Origin of the sequence: Micromonospora humidisoli, assembly GCF_016900955.1 — a bacterium.
Taxonomy (GTDB): Bacteria; Actinomycetota; Actinomycetes; order Mycobacteriales; family Micromonosporaceae; genus Micromonospora; species Micromonospora wenchangensis.
In genome coordinates, this window is sequence record NZ_JAFEUO010000013.1 from 1 (window position 1) to 17063 (window position 17063).

Here is a 17063-nt window from a genome sequence, read left to right on the forward strand (position 1 = left end):
GCCGCGGGCGTGGATGTAGTCGCCGAGGGCTTTCATGCCGGAGGGGAAGCGGGTGGGGTCGCCTTGGAGGTTGCCGGCGGAGTCGCGGTTGGGGTTCATCCAGCAGTCGTCGACGACGACGTATTGGTAGCCGGCGTCTTTCATGCCGGTGTTGACCATGGCGTCGGTCATCTGCCGGATCAGGGTTTCGTTGATGTTGCAGCCGAAGGTGTTCCAGCTGTTCCAGCCCATCGGCGGCGTCCGCGCCACCCCATTGTCCAACGCCTGCGCCATCGGGGCGCGTACGCCCACCAGGACGCCCGCCAGGAGCAGGCCGGCCGCTGCCGCCCGCCCCCAGTTCCGGGCCCGCACGAATCGCTTCACGAGGTCTCCAATCAGTGGCGCCGCCCCGGCCGGAGCCTGCGCGGGACGCGGGAATCCGTCCGCTCGACCACCCGGTGTGAGCGCTAACAATGGCCCCTCATGTTACGGAAGCGTTTCGAGGTATTCAACTGCTTCCATGGATCGATCCATGGCCTACCGCTCCGCCGCCGGGACGGAGACTGCGGCGGCATCCGTGGTCATGGAGCCATCATGGAGCCATCGACGCGCCTGACATCGAATACGATGGCTCCATGCCATTTGGCTCCAGACCTGGTCGACGGGCCCGCGGTGAGATCGAGGAGCTACCCAGCGGCTCCCTGCGGGTGCGGGTGTACGCCGGCATCGATCCGGTGTCCGGGCGGCGACGCCACCTCACCGAGACGGTGCCCGCCGGACCGACCGCCGCGCGGCAGGCCGAATCCGTCCGCAGTCGACTGCTCGACACCGTACGGCGGCAACACGAGCGTCCGCCGGCACCGCCCACCCCGGCCGGCGACGCCCGGCCCGTCCCCGTCGACCCCACCCGCGACGCCCCGGTACCCGTCCCCACCACGGTGACAGGTCGGGCGACCGGGCCGCAGCGGCGCAGCCGCCGACGGGGCGAACCCACGCTGACCACCATCGCCCAGCTGGCGGACGTGTCGGCACCCACCGTGTCGAAGGTCCTCAACGGCCGCTCGGGGGTCGCGGCGGAGACCCGCGCCCGGGTGGAGGCGCTGTTGCGCGAGCACGGCTACCGCCGCCCGGAACTGGGCACCCCGCACGCCAGCATTGAGGTGGTCTTCTACGGCATGCAGAGCAACCTGGCGGTGACCATCATGCAGGGCGTGCAGCAGGTGGCCGGGGCGCACCGGTTCGCCGTCGGCTTCACCGACGCCCGCCGGCAGGTCTCGGAGGGCCGGTTCTGGGCCCGTGACCTGCTGTCCCGCCGCCCGACCGGGGTGATCGCGGTCCACCTCGGCTTCACCTCCGAACAACACGCCCTGCTCGCGGCGAGCGCGATCCCGCTGGTGGTCCTCGACCCCACCGGAGAGCCGCCGCTGCACGCCGTCCCGTCGGTGACCTCGACCAACTGGAGCGGTGGCTTCGAGGCCGCCCGGCACCTGCTCGACCTCGGCCACCGCCGGATCGGGGTGATCTCCGGACCGACCGAACGGCTCTGCGCCAAGGCCCGGCTGGACGGCGCGCGGGCGGCCCTGGAGGCGGCCGGCGTCGGACTACCCGCGCGTTGGCTGCGCCACGGCCACTGGTTCTCCTTCGAGGACGGCCTCAACCACGGCCAGGAACTGCTCCGGCAGGACCCGGCGCCGACCGCGATCGTGTGCGGCAACGACCTGCAGGCGCTCGGGGTCTACGAGGCGGCCCGGCTGGCCGGCCGACGGATTCCCCGGGACCTCAGCGTGGTGGGCTTCGACGACATCCCGTACACCATGTTCTGCGGGCCGCCGATGACCTCGGTGCGGCAGCCGTTGACCGAGATGGGCGCCGCCGCGGCCCGGATGGTGCTGACCCTGGCCGCCAACGAGCGCCTCGCCCAGACCCGGGTGGAGTTGGCGACCACGCTCGTGGTGCGGGACAGCACCGCCGTCGCGTACGGCAACTGAGCCGGCCCGGTGACGTGGGCGGATCGCAGAAACCTGTCCTTGTCGTTACCGAACGGTTTCGAGTAGCATCCGATCCGATCGATACGGCAGGTCGGCGGGGCGCGGTTTCCCCACCTGTGGCGCACCGTCGACGCGCCCCCGGCACGCCTGTCGAGGACACGCAGCACCACAGGTCGCCCGGCCCGGCGCGACGCGGGCCGGGCACCCGCGAGGACCCAGGGAGGGACCAGGCCAGCCGTCACCGCCAGTTCGCCCGCCGCCCGCGTTCCGTGATGACGAATATCACGGCACGCGGACGACACTCGGCCGCGTCACCGACCCCTCCTGGGCGACACGCCGCGTAGACTCTCGCTGATCCAGCGTTGTCCACGGCGTGTGCGCCCATGCCTCGTGTCCGTCGTCCCTGCCCGGACGCCGGGCCGGGCCGCTGCGCCGGCAACGGGCTGCGGGGCGGACCGAGAGGTGTGGGATGACTGTGCGCGCTCCAGCGATGAGAGACGTGGCCCGCCTCGCCGGAGTGTCCCACCAGACCGTGTCGCGGGTCCTCAACGGCCATCCACACGTACGGGAACAGACCCGCCTGCGGGTCCAGGCCGCGATCAGCGAACTCGGCTACCGGCCGAACCGGGCGGCCCGCACCCTGGTCACCGGGCGGTCCCAGGTGCTCGGTGTGGTGGCGCTCAACACCACACTCTACGGCCCGGCCTCCCTGCTGTCCGCGTTCGAACTCGCCGCGGCCGAGGCGGGATTCGCGGTCAGTGTGGGCAGCGTGCGCAACCTGGACCGCACCTCCATCACCGCCGTCGTCGAGCGGCACCTCGCCCACCGGGTCGCCGGGATCGTGGTGATCGCGCCGGTCGAGTCGGCCGGTGAGGCGCTGGAGTGCCTGCCCACCGACATTCCGCTGGTCACCGTGGACGGTGATCCCCGGCGACCGGTGCCGCTGGTCACCATCGACCAGGTGGAGGGGGGCCGGCTGGCCACCAGGCACCTGCTCGACGCGGGCCACCGCACGGTCTGGCACGTGTCGGGCCCGGCGGACTGGTTCGACAGTGCCGGGCGGATCGTGGGGTGGCGGGAGACCCTGCAGGCGGCGGGCGCGGAGATCCCGCCGGTGCTCCAGGCCGACTGGTCCGCCGCCTCGGGATACCGCTGCGGGCAGATGCTGGCCCGGACCCCGGAGGTGACCGCGATCTTCACGGCCAACGACGACCTCGCACTGGGCGTGCTGCACGCGCTGCACGAACATGGCCGGCGGGTGCCGGAGCAGGTCAGCGTGGTCGGCTTCGACGACGTGCCGGACGCTGCATACTTCATCCCGCCGTTGACCACCGTCCGGCCGGACTTCGACACCGTGGCGGAGGCCAGCCTCGACCTGCTGCTCGCGCAGATCGACGCGGGCGTCGACCATCGGTTGCGGCGCACCGTCTCCCCCACCCTGATCACCCGGGACAGCGTCGCCCCACCCGGGTGACCGGTCGGCCGCGCCGCCGTCGTCACCGCCGCCACCTCCGGCCCCGACCGGGCCGACGCCGCACCGCGCCCACCAGCTATGGACAGCGGTCACTGTTAACGTTAACGTAACGACAATCGTCAATTCTCGGGAACGACCTCGGACCGCCCGGTGACCTTCCTTCCGATCCCGGGTCCGGCCGACGGCGGCGTGACGCCCGTACCGCACACCTCCGGCGCGGCGCTCCCACCCTGGAAGAAAGGCCATCGATGAAGGGCAGTCTGCGCGCAGCGCTGGCAGCCGTCGTCCTCGGTCTCGCGGCAGCCACCGTCCTGGTGACCGCACAGCCCGCGAGCGCGGCGACCCTGACCAGAGTGACGGGATTCGGCAACAATCCCACCAACCTCAACATGTACATGTACGCCCCGAACACCCTGGCGGCCCGACCGGCGCTGCTGCTCCTGGTGCACTACTGCGGCGGCTCGGCCAGCGGGATCTTCAACGGCAACGGGCACGACTACGTGACCGCCGCCGACCGCTACGGCTACCTCATCGTGGTGCCCGAGGCGACCCGCAGCGGAAACTGCTTCGACGTCTCCACCCCCGCCGCGCTCACCCGCAACGGCGGCGGCGACTCGACCGGGATCATGTCCATGGTCGCGTACGCCCGCCAGCGCTACGCCGTCGACCCGGCGCGGATCGTGGTCTCCGGTTTCTCCTCCGGCGCGATGATGACCAACGTGCTCGCCGCGCAGTACCCCGACGTCTTCTCCGCCGCGTCGGCGTTCTCCGGGGTGCCGGCCGGCTGCTTCGCCACCACCGACGGGTCACTGTGGAACAGCAGGTGCTCCGGTGGCACTGTGATCAAGACGGCGCAGCAGTGGGGCGACCAGGCCCGCGCGATGTACCCCGGGTACACCGGCCGCTATCCCCGGATGCAGCTGTGGCACGGCGTCACGGACACCACCCTGGCGTACCCCAACTTCGGTGAAGAGATCAAGCAGTGGACCAACCTGCACGGGTTGAGCACCACGCCCACCGCCACCGACCGCCCGCAGTCGTCCTGGACCCGCACCCGGTACGGCGGGACGGGCCCGCAGTCCCCGGTCGAGGGGATCAGCATCGCCGGGGTGGGTCACCAACTGCCGATGGCCGGCCAGCTCGGGTACGCCATCACCTTCCTCGGCCTGGACGGCACCGCACCGACGCCCACACCCACCGTGACCCCCACGCCGACGGCCACCCCGACGCCCACCCCGACCCCGACGCCGACGGCCACACCCACGCCGACCCCGACGGTCACCCCGACCACCACGCCGACGCCCACGCCGACGTCGTCGCCGCAGTCGGGGGCCTGCCGGGTCAGCGACACGATCAGCGCGTGGAACAACGGGCTGACCGCGAGCATCACCATCACCAACACCGGGAGCACCACGCTCACCGGCTGGTCCCTGGGGTTCACCCTGCCCGCCGGGCAGGTCATCACCGGCGGCTGGAACGCCAGCTACGCACCGAGCAGCGGCCAGGTCACCGCCACCAACGTCAGCTACAACGGCACGTTGGCCCCGGGGGCGTCGACGACGATCGGCTTCCAGGCCACCCACACCGGCAACGCCGCCGCCCCCGCGACGTTCACCCTCAACGGTGCGACCTGCGTGACCGCCTGACCCGCCACGGCCGGGTCACCCCGTCGTCGTCCCCGCGCGGCAGCGGAGGGTGACCCGGCCGCCGGGGCGTACCGCACCATCCGTCCACCACCAGGAGATCCCGTGCGAGAAAACCGATTCCTCCGCCGACGGCCGGCGCTGGTCGCCGCCACCGCCACCGCGCTCCTGCTCGTCACCGCCGCCGCCACCCAGACCTCGGCCTCGGCCGCCGCCGCCGGCTGCCAGGTGAACTACACCGTCAGCTCGTCGTGGCAGGGTGGCTTCGGCGCGAACGTCACCATCACCAACCTCGGCGACCCGGTGGACGGGTGGCGGCTGACCTGGAGCTACGCCGCCGGGCAGACGATCACGCAGCTCTGGAACGGCAGTTACACCCAGGCCGGCGCCCAGGTCACCGTCACCAACGCCAGCTACAACGGCGCGATCCCCACCAACGGCAGTGCCAGCTTCGGCTTCAACGGGGCGTGGACCGGCAGCAACCCCGCCCCCACCGCGTTCAGTCTCAACGGCACCACCTGCACCGGCGGGGTGAACCCGACCACCGGACCCCCGCCGACCACGCCCCCGCCGACGACGCCGCCGCCCACCACCCCGCCACCGACCACCCCGCCGCCCGCCACCAGCCAACCGTGTGACATCTACGCCGCCGGCGGCACCGCCTGCATCGCGGCGCACAGCACCACCCGGGCGCTCTACGCTGCCTACAACGGCTCGCTCTACCAGGTGCGCCGGTCCTCGGACAACACCACCCGCAACATCGGGGTGCTGTCGCCGGGCGGGCGGGCCAACGCCGCCAGCCAGGACAGCTTCTGCGCGAACACCACCTGCGTCATCACGATCATCTTCGACCAGTCCGGGCGCGGCAACAACCTCGGTTACCAGGGTGCCGGCGGCGTCGGTGGCGCCGTGCAGCCGGCGGTCGCGAACAAGGAGTCGGTGACGGTCGGCGGGGACAAGGTCTACTCGCTCTACATCCCCGGCAAGAGCAGCTACTGGCGTGACGGGCACCTGACCGGGGTGCCGACCGGTGCCGCGCCCGAGGGCATGTACATGGTCACCAGTGGCACCCACGTCAACAGCGGCTGCTGTTTCGACTACGGCAACAGCGAGACCACCAGGCGGGCCGACGGCGCGGGTGCGATGGACGCGATCTACTTCGGCACCAGTTGCTGGTTCGGCGGCTGCTCCGGCTCCGGCCCGTGGGTGCAGGCCGACCTGGAGTACGGCCTCTACCCCGGCGGCAGCAGCTCGTGGAACTCCAACCAGCGGGCCTTCACCAGCAAGTTCGTCACCGCCACCCTGAAGAACAACGGCACCTCCCGGTTCGCCATCAAGGGCAGCAACGCCCAGTCCGGCAGCCTCTACACCCTCTACGACGGCGCGCTGCCGCGCGGGTACAGCCCGATGCGCAAGCAGGGCGCGATCATCCTGGGCAGCGGCGGGGACTGCTGCATCGACAACACCAACCAGAGCGTCGGCACCTTCTACGAGGGGGCGATGGTCGCCGGCTACCCGTCCGACGCCACCGAGAACGCGGTGCAGGCCAACATCACCGCCGCCGGCTACCGCTGACCCGATGGTCGAGGAGGTCCGATGCAGCACCGTGTCGTCCGTCCGGCGACCCGACGGGTGGCCGTCCTGCTCGCCACCACCCTCCTGCTCGTGACGGGCCTGGTCGGCGCGACCGGGCCCGGGCCGGCGCAGGCGTGGGACAACGGCGTGGCCGACACCCCGCCGATGGGGTGGAACAGCTACGACTCGTTCAACTGGAGCGTCACCGAGGCCGACGTCCGGGCCAACGCCGACTACATGGGCGCGAACCTGCGCCAGTACGGCTGGCAGTACATCGTCGTCGACTGGGCCTGGTACTTCCCCGGGCAGCACAACGGCAGCCCCAACCAGGACGCCAACCTGCAACCCCGGCTGCGGATGGACGCCAACGGGCGGCTGCTGCCCGACACCACCCGGTTCCCGTCGGCGGCCGGCGACAACGGGTTCAAACCGCTGGCCGACCACGTGCACGCCCAGGGGCTGAAGTTCGGCGTCCACCTGATGCGGGGCATCCCCCGGCAGGCGGTCGCCGACAACGTGCCGATCCTGGGCACCTCGTGCCGGGCCAACCAGATCGACGCCGGCAACAGCGCGGCCTGGCTCAACCTGATGTGGGGGCTGGACATGGCCAACCCCTGCGCCCAGGCGTACCTCGATTCGGTGTTCCAGTTGCTGGCCGCGTGGGGCGTCGACTTCGTGAAGATCGACGACATCGCCGCGCCGACGTACCGGCAGGCGGAGGTCGAGGGCTACCGGACGGCGATCGGGCGCAGCGGCCGGCCGATGGTGCTGAGCCTGTCGCCGGGGGCGACGCCACTGTCCGCCGGCCCGCACGTGCAGAGCAACGCGCACATGTGGCGGATCGTCAACGACCTGTGGGACAACTGGTCGTCGGTGGACGCGCTGTTCGACCAGTTGCGCAACTGGACGCCGTACCGCAGGACGGGGGCCTGGCCCGATCCGGACATGATCCCGATCGGCCGGCTGTCGAAGTACGGCCCGGTCGGCTCGCCGCGCTACTCGAACCTCAGCGCGGACGAGCAGCGCACCCTCATGTCGCTGTGGGTGATCAACCGGGCCCCGCTGATGTGGGGCGGCAACCTGGTGGAGAACCGGCCGGCGGAGCTGGCGTTGATGACCAACAGCGCGGTGCTGGCGGTCGACCAGCGCAGCGCCAACAACCGGCAGCTCACCGGCGGCACCCGGCAGGTGTGGGTGGCCGACGTGCCGGACAGCACGGACCGGTACGTGGCACTGTTCAACCGGGAGGGTGCCACGGCCACCGTGTCGCTGAACCTCGCCGAGCTGGGCATCGGTTCGGCCACCGCGACCGATCTGTGGTCCGGTGCGGCCCTGGGCACATCGACGGGGACGTTCAGCCGTTCGCTGCCCGCCCACGGCGCCGGGCTCTACCGGCTGACCCCGCAGACCACCACCCCGACCCCGACGACCGCCACGTTGACCGCCCGGCACAGCGCGAAGCTGCTGGACGTCAGCAACGCCGCCGCGAACGACGGCGCGAACGTCGTGCAGTGGGCCGCGAACGGTCAGGCCAACCAGCGGTGGCGGCTCTCCGACGTCGGCGGCGGCTGGTCCACGGTGGTCAGCGTCAACAGCGGAAAGTGCCTCGACGTCTACGGCGGCGCCGGCACGACCGCCGACGGCGCCCGGGTGGTGCAGTGGACCTGCAACGGGGGCACCAACCAGCAGTGGCGGCTCCAGGACGTCGGTGACGGCTGGGTGCAGCTGGTGGCCCGGCACAGCAACAAGTGTCTCGACGTGCTCAACGCCGGGCTGACCGACGGGGTGCAGGTCGTGCAGTGGACCTGCGGCACCGGCGCCAACCAGCAGTGGCGACGGACGCCGGTGTGACGCGGCAGGGACGCCTGCGCCGGTGAGCAGAGGCGCAGGGTCGGGTTCGCTCCCCGGCCCTGCGCCTTGTCGCTGGTCGCCCGGAGTGTTCCGGGTGCGACGGGTCTCCGGGCGGGCACCTCTGCGGGGGGGGTGCGCCGCCCGGAGCCGTCGGTCGCGTCGGTCAGCTGGCGGTGCAGGTGGGGGTCATCCCCGCCCCGCTACCGTTGCCCTGGAAACCGAACTCGGTCGACTGACCCGCACCGAGCACACCGTTGTAGTCCACGTTCGTGAACCGCACCGTCCCGGAACTACCACTGGCCGTCGCCGACCACGTCCCGGTCACACTCGACCCACCCGGCAGGGTCATGCTCACCGTCCACCCACGCGTACCCGACGAACCCGCCGTCACCTTCACCGTGGCCACGAAACCACCGGTCCACGAATTCAACGACACCGACGCCGAACATCCGCCGGTGGCCGGCGGAGTCGTCGGCGGTGGCGTGGTCGGGTTCGGCGGCGGCGTCGTCGGGTTCGGCGGCGTCGTGGTCGGGTTCGGCGGCGGCGTGGTGGGGCTCGCGCTGTCGAAGCCGAGGAAGCGGACGGCCTGGGCGGCGTCGAACGGGATGGAGTGCCCGTAGCCCTGGAAGCTGATCGCCTCCACCGGCGGCGTGCCACCGGTGCCGCCGTAGCGGGTGCGGGTGGCGCTGGTCTGCGGGTAGTCGGTGGAGCTGGGGGTCTGCGAGACACCGAGCACGTTGGTCCACTGCTTGACCTGCTCGCCGAAGTTGACGTAGCTCAGCGTGGTGTCGGTGGTGCCGTGCCAGATCTGCATCCGGGGCCGCTTGCCGGTGTAGCCGGGGTAGGCGTTGCGGACCAGGTCACCCCACTGCTGCGGAGTCTTCACGATCCGCCCGCCGGAGCAGTCGCTGTTCCACTCCGAGCCGTTGGTGGTGGCGAAGCAGCCGAACGGGACGCCGGAGGAGCTGACGCCGGCGTTGAAGACGTCCGGGTAGACCCCCGCCATCACGTTGGTCATCATCGCGCCGGAGGAGAACCCGGCGACGCCGATCCGGTTCGCGTCGACCGGGTAGCGGCTCTGCACGTAGTCGATCATCGACTTGAGGCCGACGGGGTCGCTGCCGCCGTTACGCCGCAGCGCCTGCGGGGAGGAGACGTCCCAGCACTTGCTGCTGCGGGTCACCGACGGGTAGATCACGATGAAGCCGTAGCGGTCGGCCAGCGAGCTGAGCCCGTAGCCGGTGTGCAGCGCCGGGCCGCTGCCGGTGCAGTAGTGCAGGGCCAGCAGCAGCGCCGGCCGGGCGGCCACCCGGTCGGGCACGTAGAGGTGCATCTGCAGGTTGGTCGGGTTGGTGCCGAAGTTGGTCACCTGGGTCAGCGTCGCGGCCGAGGCCGGGTTGGGGGCCGTGACCACGGCCGTGACGGTCGCCAGGGCGGTGGCGAGCGCGGCGGCCAGCAGTGCGAGTCTGGGTTTCATCGACGGTTCCTCTGTCGGAATCGGTGGTCAGCGGCGGACGGCGGGCTGTTCCGACGCGCGGGACGGCGGTCCGGACTGGCCCGGTCCGGGGCTGGGCCGACGATGGTCCGGCGGCGCGACACGCCGGCCGGCGGGTGGTGGTGATGCACCGCCGGCCCGACCCGGTACGCCCGGGTCGGGCCGGCGGCGGTGGTACTCAGTTGGCGGTGGTGCTCAGCTGGCGGTGCAGGTGGGGGTCATCCCCGCCCCGCTACCGTTGCCCTGGAAACCGAACTCGGTCGACTGACCCGCACCGAGCACACCGTTGTAGTCCACGTTCGTGAACCGCACCGTCCCGGAACTACCACTGGCCGTCGCCGACCACGTCCCGGTCACACTCGACCCACCCGGCAGGGTCATGCTCACCGTCCACCCACGCGTACCCGACGAACCCGCCGTCACCTTCACCGTGGCCACGAAACCACCGGTCCACGAATTCAACGACACCGACGCCGAACACCCCGACCCACCCGGAGGCGGCGTCGTCGGGTTCGGCGGGGTGGTCGTCGGGTTCGGCGGCGTCGTGGTCGGGTTCGGCGGCGTGGTCGTCGGGTTCGGGATGCCCGTACCGGCGTTGAGCGCGTTCAGCACCGAGTCGTACGCCGGCTTCTTGTTGCCGTTGCAGTCGAACAGCAGGGCGTTGTCGGAGCCGCGCCACGAGTCGCAGTCCCGCACCCCCCACACGGTGATGCTGGTGCACCGCGAGATGGCCATGCAGGCCCGGGTGACCGTGCCGAAGATGTTGGCCTGGTTGCCGCCGGTCATCACGTCCAGCTCGGTGATCTGGACGTCCACGCCCAGGTCGGCGAAGCGCTGGAGGTTGGCCTGGTAGTCGCCCGCGATCGTGGTGCCCAGGTGGGACTGGAAGCCGACGCAGTCGATCGGCACCCCCCGGGACTTGAAGTCCCGCACCATGTTGTAGATGCCGGTCGACTTCGCGTTGATCCCGTCGGTGTTGTAGTCGTTGTAGCAGAGCTTCGCGCCCGGGTCGGCGGCGCGGGCGGCCCGGAACGCCGCCTCGATCCAGTCGTTGCCGGTGCGCTGCAGGTTGGAGTCACGACGCCCACCGCTGCCACCGTCGGCGAACGCCTCGTTCACCACGTCCCAGGCGTAGACCTTGCCCCGGTAGTGGGTGGCCACCTGGGTGACGTGGTTGATCATCGCGCTGCGCAGGGCGCTGCCCGACATGCTCTGCGCCCAGCCCGGCTCCTGCTGGTGCCAGAGCAGCGCGTGGCCACGCACGCCCATGCCGTTGGCCTGGGCGTGACTGACCAGCCGGTCGCCGCCGGTGTAGCTGAACCGGCCCTGGGACGGCTCGGTGGCGTCCCACTTCATCTCGTTCTCGGCCGTGACGGAGTTGAACTCACGGTTGAGCACGGTGGTGTAGGTGCTGGTGGACAGCTTGCCCGTCGCGACAGCCGCGCCGAAGTAGCGGCCCTTCTCGGCCGCCGCCGCCCGCAGGGTCGTCCCGGCGCTGGCCACGGGGGCCATCGCCAACGTCATCCCGACGGTGAGTGCGCCGGCCACGGCGAGGGTCGCCGTGGCCAGTAGGGCTCTCTTGGGTCTCATGTCGCATCCTTTTCGAGGTGGGTGCAGCGGTGGTGGTGCTGAGGTGCCCGGTTCCCGGTGCGGTGGGCCGTGCCGGCCTGCGGCGTCCGCCGTCCGGCCGGCCAGGACGCACCATCGTGGCCGCCGTACCCGGCACGGACGAGGGACCGTCGGTGACGCCCGCGTCGCGTTCCGTGCCGACCGACGAACTCGGTGACCTCGACGCCGGGGCCGCAGCCCAAGTCGGCGCGAGGATCACCGGCTGCGGGCAACGGCGCAGCGCCTCCCGAAAAGGGCGCCATGATCCTCCTTCGAGGAGACCGGGCCGGCCGTCGACGGAGTCGCCCCACCCCTGGTCGGGGTCGGTCACGCCGTCGCCGGCAGCTGCTGATGGAAAGTCCTGACCCGACGTCCCACATGCCCTGGGGGGACGCCGCGATCCGAGGCTCGACCAGCACGGCTCGCCCGGTGAGCCATCAGGTGCGGTGGTCCTCGACATCGACTGTGAGCGATAACATGTGTTTCGTCAAGTCGTACCGCAGTGAGCTGGGTCGATCGTGGCGACCAGGTTCACCGGCGGAGCGGGCGGGCCGTAGAGTCTCTCGCCGTGATCGAGATCGGCACGCAGGTCGACCTGCTGCACCCCGCTGACCGGGTCTGGCACGCGGTGACCGATCCGGCGCTGCTGGCCCGTTGGTTCGCCGAGGCCGAGGCGGTGCCCGACCGGCCGGGCCGGTGGCGGGTGGGCACGTCCGGGCTGCCCGGCTTCGACGGCGACGTCGAGATCGCGGCCGTCCGACGGCGGGAGCCGGAACTGCTCGTCGTACGGTGTGTCGAGGGGGTCCGACACACCGAGCTGACCTGCGTCGTCACCGCCACCGGCGAGGGCTGCCGGGTGACCGTCCGGGAGACCGTGCAGCAGGGCGGGTGGTCCGTCGGGCAGGGCGCGCGCCGCGAGGAGTGTTACCGGCAGTCGCTGGCCGGACGCCTGCCCGCGCTGCTCGACTGGCTGGCCTTCCGGGAGGTCGACCTGCGGCGGGACAACGCCGCGCCGACGGCCGTGCTGCCGGTGGCGCTGATGGCCGAGGTGGCCCGCCCGTCGACCCGGAGCCGCACCGGCTGGGTGGTGGTCGGGTCGGGCGCGGCGGTGCTGGCGCTCGGGTTGGCCGGGTGGGCCCTGCTGCCGCAGGATCGGGAGGAACCGACAGTCGCGGCCCCGGTGCCGCCGTCGGTACGTCCGAGCGCCACGCCGGGACCGTCGCGCTCCGCCGCGTCGGCACGCCCGACGTCGGCCCCGCCGTCGCGCAGCGCCACGCCGAGCCGGTCGCCGTCACCGACCCCGTCGCGCACCCCCACCCCGACCCCGGCGGTCGCGGAGCCGTTGCAGGCCCGGTACGCGACGGTGTCGACCCGGGTCTTCGGGTACACCGGGGAGGTGGTGGTCGCCAACCCGGGCGGGACGCGGGCCACCGGGTGGACGGTCGTCGTCACGCTGCCCCCGGGCAGTTCGGCGGCGGAGGTGACAGGTGCCGACTGGCGGCAGGACGGGCAGTCGGTCACCTTCAGCGGCCCGGCCGTCGCGGCGGGCGGGACGCAGGCCGTCCGCTTCGAGGTTCGTACCGCCGACCCGGTCACCAAGGCGCCGCAGGGCTGCACGGTCGACGAGCGCCCCTGCGCCGGGCTGTGACGCCCCGCGCCGGCCGGGGTCCGTCGTGGACCCGGGCGGCGGCGACCCGGCTCCGGTCAGGCGGGCGGTGGCGCGGTGCTGTGGCGTACGGTCAGAGTGGTCGCCAGTTCCAGACGGACCTGGCCGGTCGGTTCCCCCCGACCGAGGGCGAGGGCCAGTTCAGTGGCGGTGACCGCCATCTCGCGCAGCGGTTGGTGCACGGTGGTCAGCGCCGGGTCGACCAGGGTGGCCACCGGCAGGTCGTCGAAGCCGACGACGCTGAGGTCGGCGGGGATCCGCAGCCCGAGCGTGCGGGCGGCCTGGTAGACCCCGACGGCCTGCAGGTCGTTGCCGGTGCACACCGCCGTCGGGCGGTCGGGGCGACGGAGCAGGTCGAGGGCGGCGGCCCGGCCCTCGGCGTCGGTCAGGCCGGCGTACCGGACCAGGTCGGACGCCACCGGCAGCCCGGCGGCCTCCAGGGCGGAGCGGTAGCCGTCCAACCGGGCCCGGCAGCACAGGACGTGTTCCGGCCCCGCGATCATCGCGATCCGCCGGTGCCCGAGCCCGATCAGGTGGCGGGTGGCCGATCGGCCGCCGGCCCAGTTCGTCGCACCGACGAACGGGACGTCCTCGGGCAGTTCGGTGGTGGGGTCGAAGACCACGAACGGGATACCCCGGGCACGCAGCAGCCGGTGCTGTTCCGCGTCGAGTTGGGCCACCATGACCAGGCAGTCCGGCCGTCGGGCGAGAGTGTCGTCGATCCAGTACCGGATCGCGTTGCGCTGCGGCCCGAACTCGGTGAGGACGACTCCGACGCGGTGTAGCCGGGCCACCCGCTCGACCCCCCGGATGATCTCCAGGCCCCACATGTCCTCGATCTCGTCGAAGACCAGTTCCAGCATGTTGCTGCGGGTGACCGGGGTGGCCCTGCGGTAGCCGTGCCGGCTGATCGCCGCCTCGACGCGGGCCCGGGTGTCCGCCGCGACGCCGGACCGGCCGTTGATCACTTTCGACACCGTCGGCACCGACACCCCGGCCGACGCGGCGATCGCCGCGATCGTCACCGGTCTGGTGGGAACGGCCAGCGACGCCCGTTCGCCGCCCGGACCGCCCGACTCGACGTGACTCAACCCGGCCTCCTCCCCGGCGGTGGCTGCCGGTCACGCCGGCAGCTGCGCGCGACCGGGCCGCCGGCACCGTCGCGCCGACCGCCGGCATCGTTCAGGGGGCCCAGGATAACCCGACCGCCGACGTCAGCCCTCCGGGTGCGCGGCGGGACCGGAGCGGAAAATTTCCATCGGCCACGGAAAGCATTCGAAGTCCACTCGGGACAGAGCGGCAGGTCACGACCGGCGGGCGGGGCCGGCGGACGGTCCGACCCGGTCATTGACGCACGTCGACCGATACTTGTAAGGTCTGCGGCGGAAACTTTCCGGGATCAGCATCCGATCGTTTCCAGGCGGGAGCCTCGCCACTCATCGCGGACGTCCTGGGCAGCGTCCGCACCCGCTCCGTTCCGGCCGGGCCGCCCGGCCGACGGACGTTCGACGACCCCCCTCCACAGGTGCCATCCCGGCGAGGAGTTCCCCTGATGAGTACCCAGCACCTCCGACGAATGCGACAGCGGGCCGGCCTGCTCGCCGGCACCCTCGCCGCCCTGCTCCTGGCGGGCCTGATGGTCGCCGGCAACGCCCAGGCCGCCGCCGGCTGCCGGGTGGCGTACACCGTGCCGGCCCAGTGGCAGGGCGGTTTCACCGCCGACGTCCATGTCACCAACCTCGGTGACGCGGTCAACGGTTGGAGCCTGGCCTGGACCTTCCCGGCCGGCCAGCGCGTCACCCAGGCGTGGAACGTGACGACCACCGCCGCCGGCGACCAGGTCACCGCGAAGAACCTCAGCTACAACGCGACGATCGCCATCAACGGCACCGTCTCCTTCGGCTTCAACGGTTCCTGGACGGGCAGCAACCCGGTACCGACCTCGTTTACCCTCAACGGGGTCGCCTGCACCGGGGGCGTGAGCACGCCGACCGGCACCACCGCGCCGCCGTCCCCGACGGTCTCCCCCTCCCCGACGGTCTCGCCGACGACCTCGCCGTCACCGTCACCCGGTGGCGACCCGATGGCGGCGGTGGCCGCGATGCAGCCCGGCTGGAACCTGGGCAACACCCTCGACGCGATCCCCGACGAGACCGCGTGGGGCAACCCGCTGACCACCCAGGCCCTGCTGCGGCAGGTGCGCTCGCAGGGCTACCGCAGCATCCGCCTGCCGGTGACCTGGAGCGACCACACCGGGCCGGCCCCGACGTATACCATCGACCCGGTCTGGTTGGCCCGGGTCCGCCAGGTGGTCGACTGGTCGCTGGCCGAGGGCTTCTACGTGATGATCAACCTGCATCACGACTCCTGGCAGTGGCTCAACGGCTACCCGGGCGACCGCACCACGGTCATGAACAGGTACACCGCGCTGTGGACCCAGCTCGCCACCACGTTCCGCGACCACTCGGCCAAGCTGGTGTTCGAGAACATCAACGAGCCGCAGTTCAACGGCACCGCCGACGACGCCCAGGGCGACGAGGTGCTGCGGGAGCTGCACCTGGCGTTCGTCCGCCTGATCCGCCAGTCCGGCGGCGGCAACGCCACCCGGCTGCTGGTGCTGCCCACCCTGCACACCAGCGGCGAGCAGGCCCGGATGGACGCGCTGAACACCACGATCAGCCAGCTGCGCGACCCCAACATCGCCGCGACCATCCACTTCTACGGGTACTGGCCGTTCAGCGTGAACATCGCCGGGGGCACCCGCTACGACAGCAACGTCGAGCAGGACCTGGTCGGCACCTTCGAGCGGGCCCGCGCCTCGTTCGTCGCCCGGGGCATCCCGGTGATCATCGGGGAGTGGGCGCTGCTCAGCTACGACTACACCCGGCCCGGCATCATCGAACGCGGCGAACTGCTGAAGTTCTTCGAGGCGGTCGGCTACCACGCCCGCACCCGCAACCTCACCACCATGCTCTGGGACGCCGGCTCGTTCCTCAACCGCACCACGTTGCAGTGGCGGGACCAGGGCATCTACGACCTGATGAAGGCGAACCTGACCACCCGCTCGGCCACCGCCTCCTCCGACCAGGTCTACCTGCCGCGCAGCGGCACCATCACCGCCAAGTCGCTCACCCTCAACCTCAACGGCACGTCGTTGCAGGGCCTGCGGCAGGGCAGCACCAACCTGGTCGCCGGCACCGACTACACCGTCTCCGGCAGCACGCTGACGCTGACCGCGTCGGCACTGACCCGGCTCGCCGGCAACCGCGCCGCCGGGGTCAACGCCACCATCGAGGCCCGCTTCTCCCAGGGCGTGCCCTGGCAGATCAGCATCATCTCCTACGACCCGCCGACCCAGTCGGCGGCCAGCGGGACGACCGCCTCGTTCGCCATCCCCACCCAGTTCCGGGGTGACCAGCTCGCCACCATGGAAGCCAAGTACGCCGACGGCAGCGGCGCCGGACCGGCCAACTGGACCTCCTACAAGGAGTTCTGGACGCACTTCCAGCCGGACTACACCGCCAACACCATCCTGCTGAAGCCGGAGTTCTTCGCCGAGGTCAACGACGGCCAGGTCACGCTGACCTTCCACTTCTGGAGCGGCACGCAGAAGACGTACCGGATCACGAAGTCCGGGAGCACGGTCACCGGCAGCCCGGCCTGAGCCGGCCGGGGCGTCGCGGACGATGGAGCGCGACGCCCCGGCCGACGGGGTGAGGGTGTCCCGCCGGGCCTCAGGGACACCCTCACCCCACCGGGGACCACGGCCAGGGCACCCGGTGAC

10 protein-coding genes and 1 pseudogene are annotated in these 17063 nt (G+C 71.7%); 7 read left to right on the plus strand and 4 right to left on the minus strand.

Annotated elements, in window-relative coordinates; all coding sequences use genetic code 11:
• Positions 1 to 273, minus strand: a pseudogene (locus JQN84_RS30030) (alpha-galactosidase); the annotation flags it as partial.
• 341 nt (positions 274 to 614) lie between these two features.
• Between JQN84_RS30030 and JQN84_RS30035 the strand changes: the two are divergent.
• The 5 genes from JQN84_RS30035 (at position 615) to JQN84_RS30055 (ending at position 8510) form a co-directional block, all read left to right on the plus strand.
• Positions 615 to 1967: a LacI family DNA-binding transcriptional regulator gene (locus tag JQN84_RS30035; protein WP_204961964.1), complete on the plus strand. Its 1353-nt coding sequence runs from the start codon at positions 615 to 617 to the stop codon at positions 1965 to 1967.
• Positions 1968 to 2457: 490 nt separating this feature from the next.
• Positions 2458 to 3441 (plus strand): LacI family DNA-binding transcriptional regulator, encoded by a 984-nt coding sequence (locus JQN84_RS30040; RefSeq protein WP_204961965.1) that lies wholly within the window; start codon positions 2458 to 2460, stop codon positions 3439 to 3441.
• A gap of 248 nt (positions 3442 to 3689) precedes the next feature.
• Positions 3690 to 5087, plus strand: a complete 1398-nt coding sequence (locus JQN84_RS30045; protein WP_204961966.1) for an extracellular catalytic domain type 1 short-chain-length polyhydroxyalkanoate depolymerase — start codon at positions 3690 to 3692, stop codon at positions 5085 to 5087.
• Between the two features lie 102 nt (positions 5088 to 5189).
• A complete protein-coding gene (locus JQN84_RS30050) occupies positions 5190 to 6659 on the plus strand; it encodes an arabinofuranosidase catalytic domain-containing protein (protein WP_204961967.1) in 1470 nt (489 codons plus the stop codon).
• Between the two features lie 21 nt (positions 6660 to 6680).
• Positions 6681 to 8510 (plus strand): alpha-galactosidase, encoded by a 1830-nt coding sequence (locus JQN84_RS30055; protein WP_204961968.1) that lies wholly within the window; start codon positions 6681 to 6683, stop codon positions 8508 to 8510.
• Between the two features lie 163 nt (positions 8511 to 8673).
• Here the strand turns inward: JQN84_RS30055 and JQN84_RS30060 are convergent, their stop codons facing one another.
• Positions 8674 to 9987, minus strand: a complete 1314-nt coding sequence (locus JQN84_RS30060; protein ID WP_204961969.1) for an extracellular catalytic domain type 1 short-chain-length polyhydroxyalkanoate depolymerase — start codon at positions 9985 to 9987, stop codon at positions 8674 to 8676.
• 213 nt (positions 9988 to 10200) lie between these two features.
• Positions 10201 to 11595: an endo-1,4-beta-xylanase gene (locus JQN84_RS30065; RefSeq protein ID WP_204961970.1), complete on the minus strand. Its 1395-nt coding sequence runs from the start codon at positions 11593 to 11595 to the stop codon at positions 10201 to 10203.
• A 586-nt stretch (positions 11596 to 12181) separates the two neighbouring features.
• Between JQN84_RS30065 and JQN84_RS30070 the strand changes: the two genes are divergently transcribed.
• A complete protein-coding gene (locus JQN84_RS30070; protein WP_204961971.1) occupies positions 12182 to 13261 on the plus strand; it encodes an SRPBCC family protein in 1080 nt (359 codons plus the stop codon).
• Between the two features lie 56 nt (positions 13262 to 13317).
• Here the strand turns inward: JQN84_RS30070 and JQN84_RS30075 are convergent, their stop codons facing one another.
• On the minus strand, positions 13318 to 14370 hold the full coding sequence (locus JQN84_RS30075; protein ID WP_204961972.1) for a LacI family DNA-binding transcriptional regulator: 1053 nt from the start codon (positions 14368 to 14370) through the stop codon (positions 13318 to 13320).
• 461 nt (positions 14371 to 14831) lie between these two features.
• On the opposite strand from JQN84_RS30075, the gene JQN84_RS30080 reads away from it, so the two are divergent.
• Positions 14832 to 16943, plus strand: coding sequence for a cellulase family glycosylhydrolase (locus JQN84_RS30080; RefSeq protein WP_239486485.1), 2112 nt, complete (start codon positions 14832 to 14834; stop codon positions 16941 to 16943).
• The last annotated feature ends 120 nt before the right edge of the window (positions 16944 to 17063 follow it).

Coding starts and splice junctions, on each gene's coding strand:
- JQN84_RS30035 (WP_204961964.1), top strand. CDS start 615: ATGCCATTTGGCTCCAGACCTGGTCGACGGGCCCGCGGTGAGATCGAG.
- JQN84_RS30040 (WP_204961965.1), top strand. CDS start 2,458: ATGAGAGACGTGGCCCGCCTCGCCGGAGTGTCCCACCAGACCGTGTCG.
- JQN84_RS30080 (WP_239486485.1), top strand. CDS start 14,832: ATGAGTACCCAGCACCTCCGACGAATGCGACAGCGGGCCGGCCTGCTC.
- JQN84_RS30060 (WP_204961969.1), bottom strand. CDS start 9,987: ATGAAACCCAGACTCGCACTGCTGGCCGCCGCGCTCGCCACCGCCCTG.
- JQN84_RS30045 (WP_204961966.1), top strand. CDS start 3,690: ATGAAGGGCAGTCTGCGCGCAGCGCTGGCAGCCGTCGTCCTCGGTCTC.
- JQN84_RS30065 (WP_204961970.1), bottom strand. CDS start 11,595: ATGAGACCCAAGAGAGCCCTACTGGCCACGGCGACCCTCGCCGTGGCC.
- JQN84_RS30055 (WP_204961968.1), top strand. CDS start 6,681: ATGCAGCACCGTGTCGTCCGTCCGGCGACCCGACGGGTGGCCGTCCTG.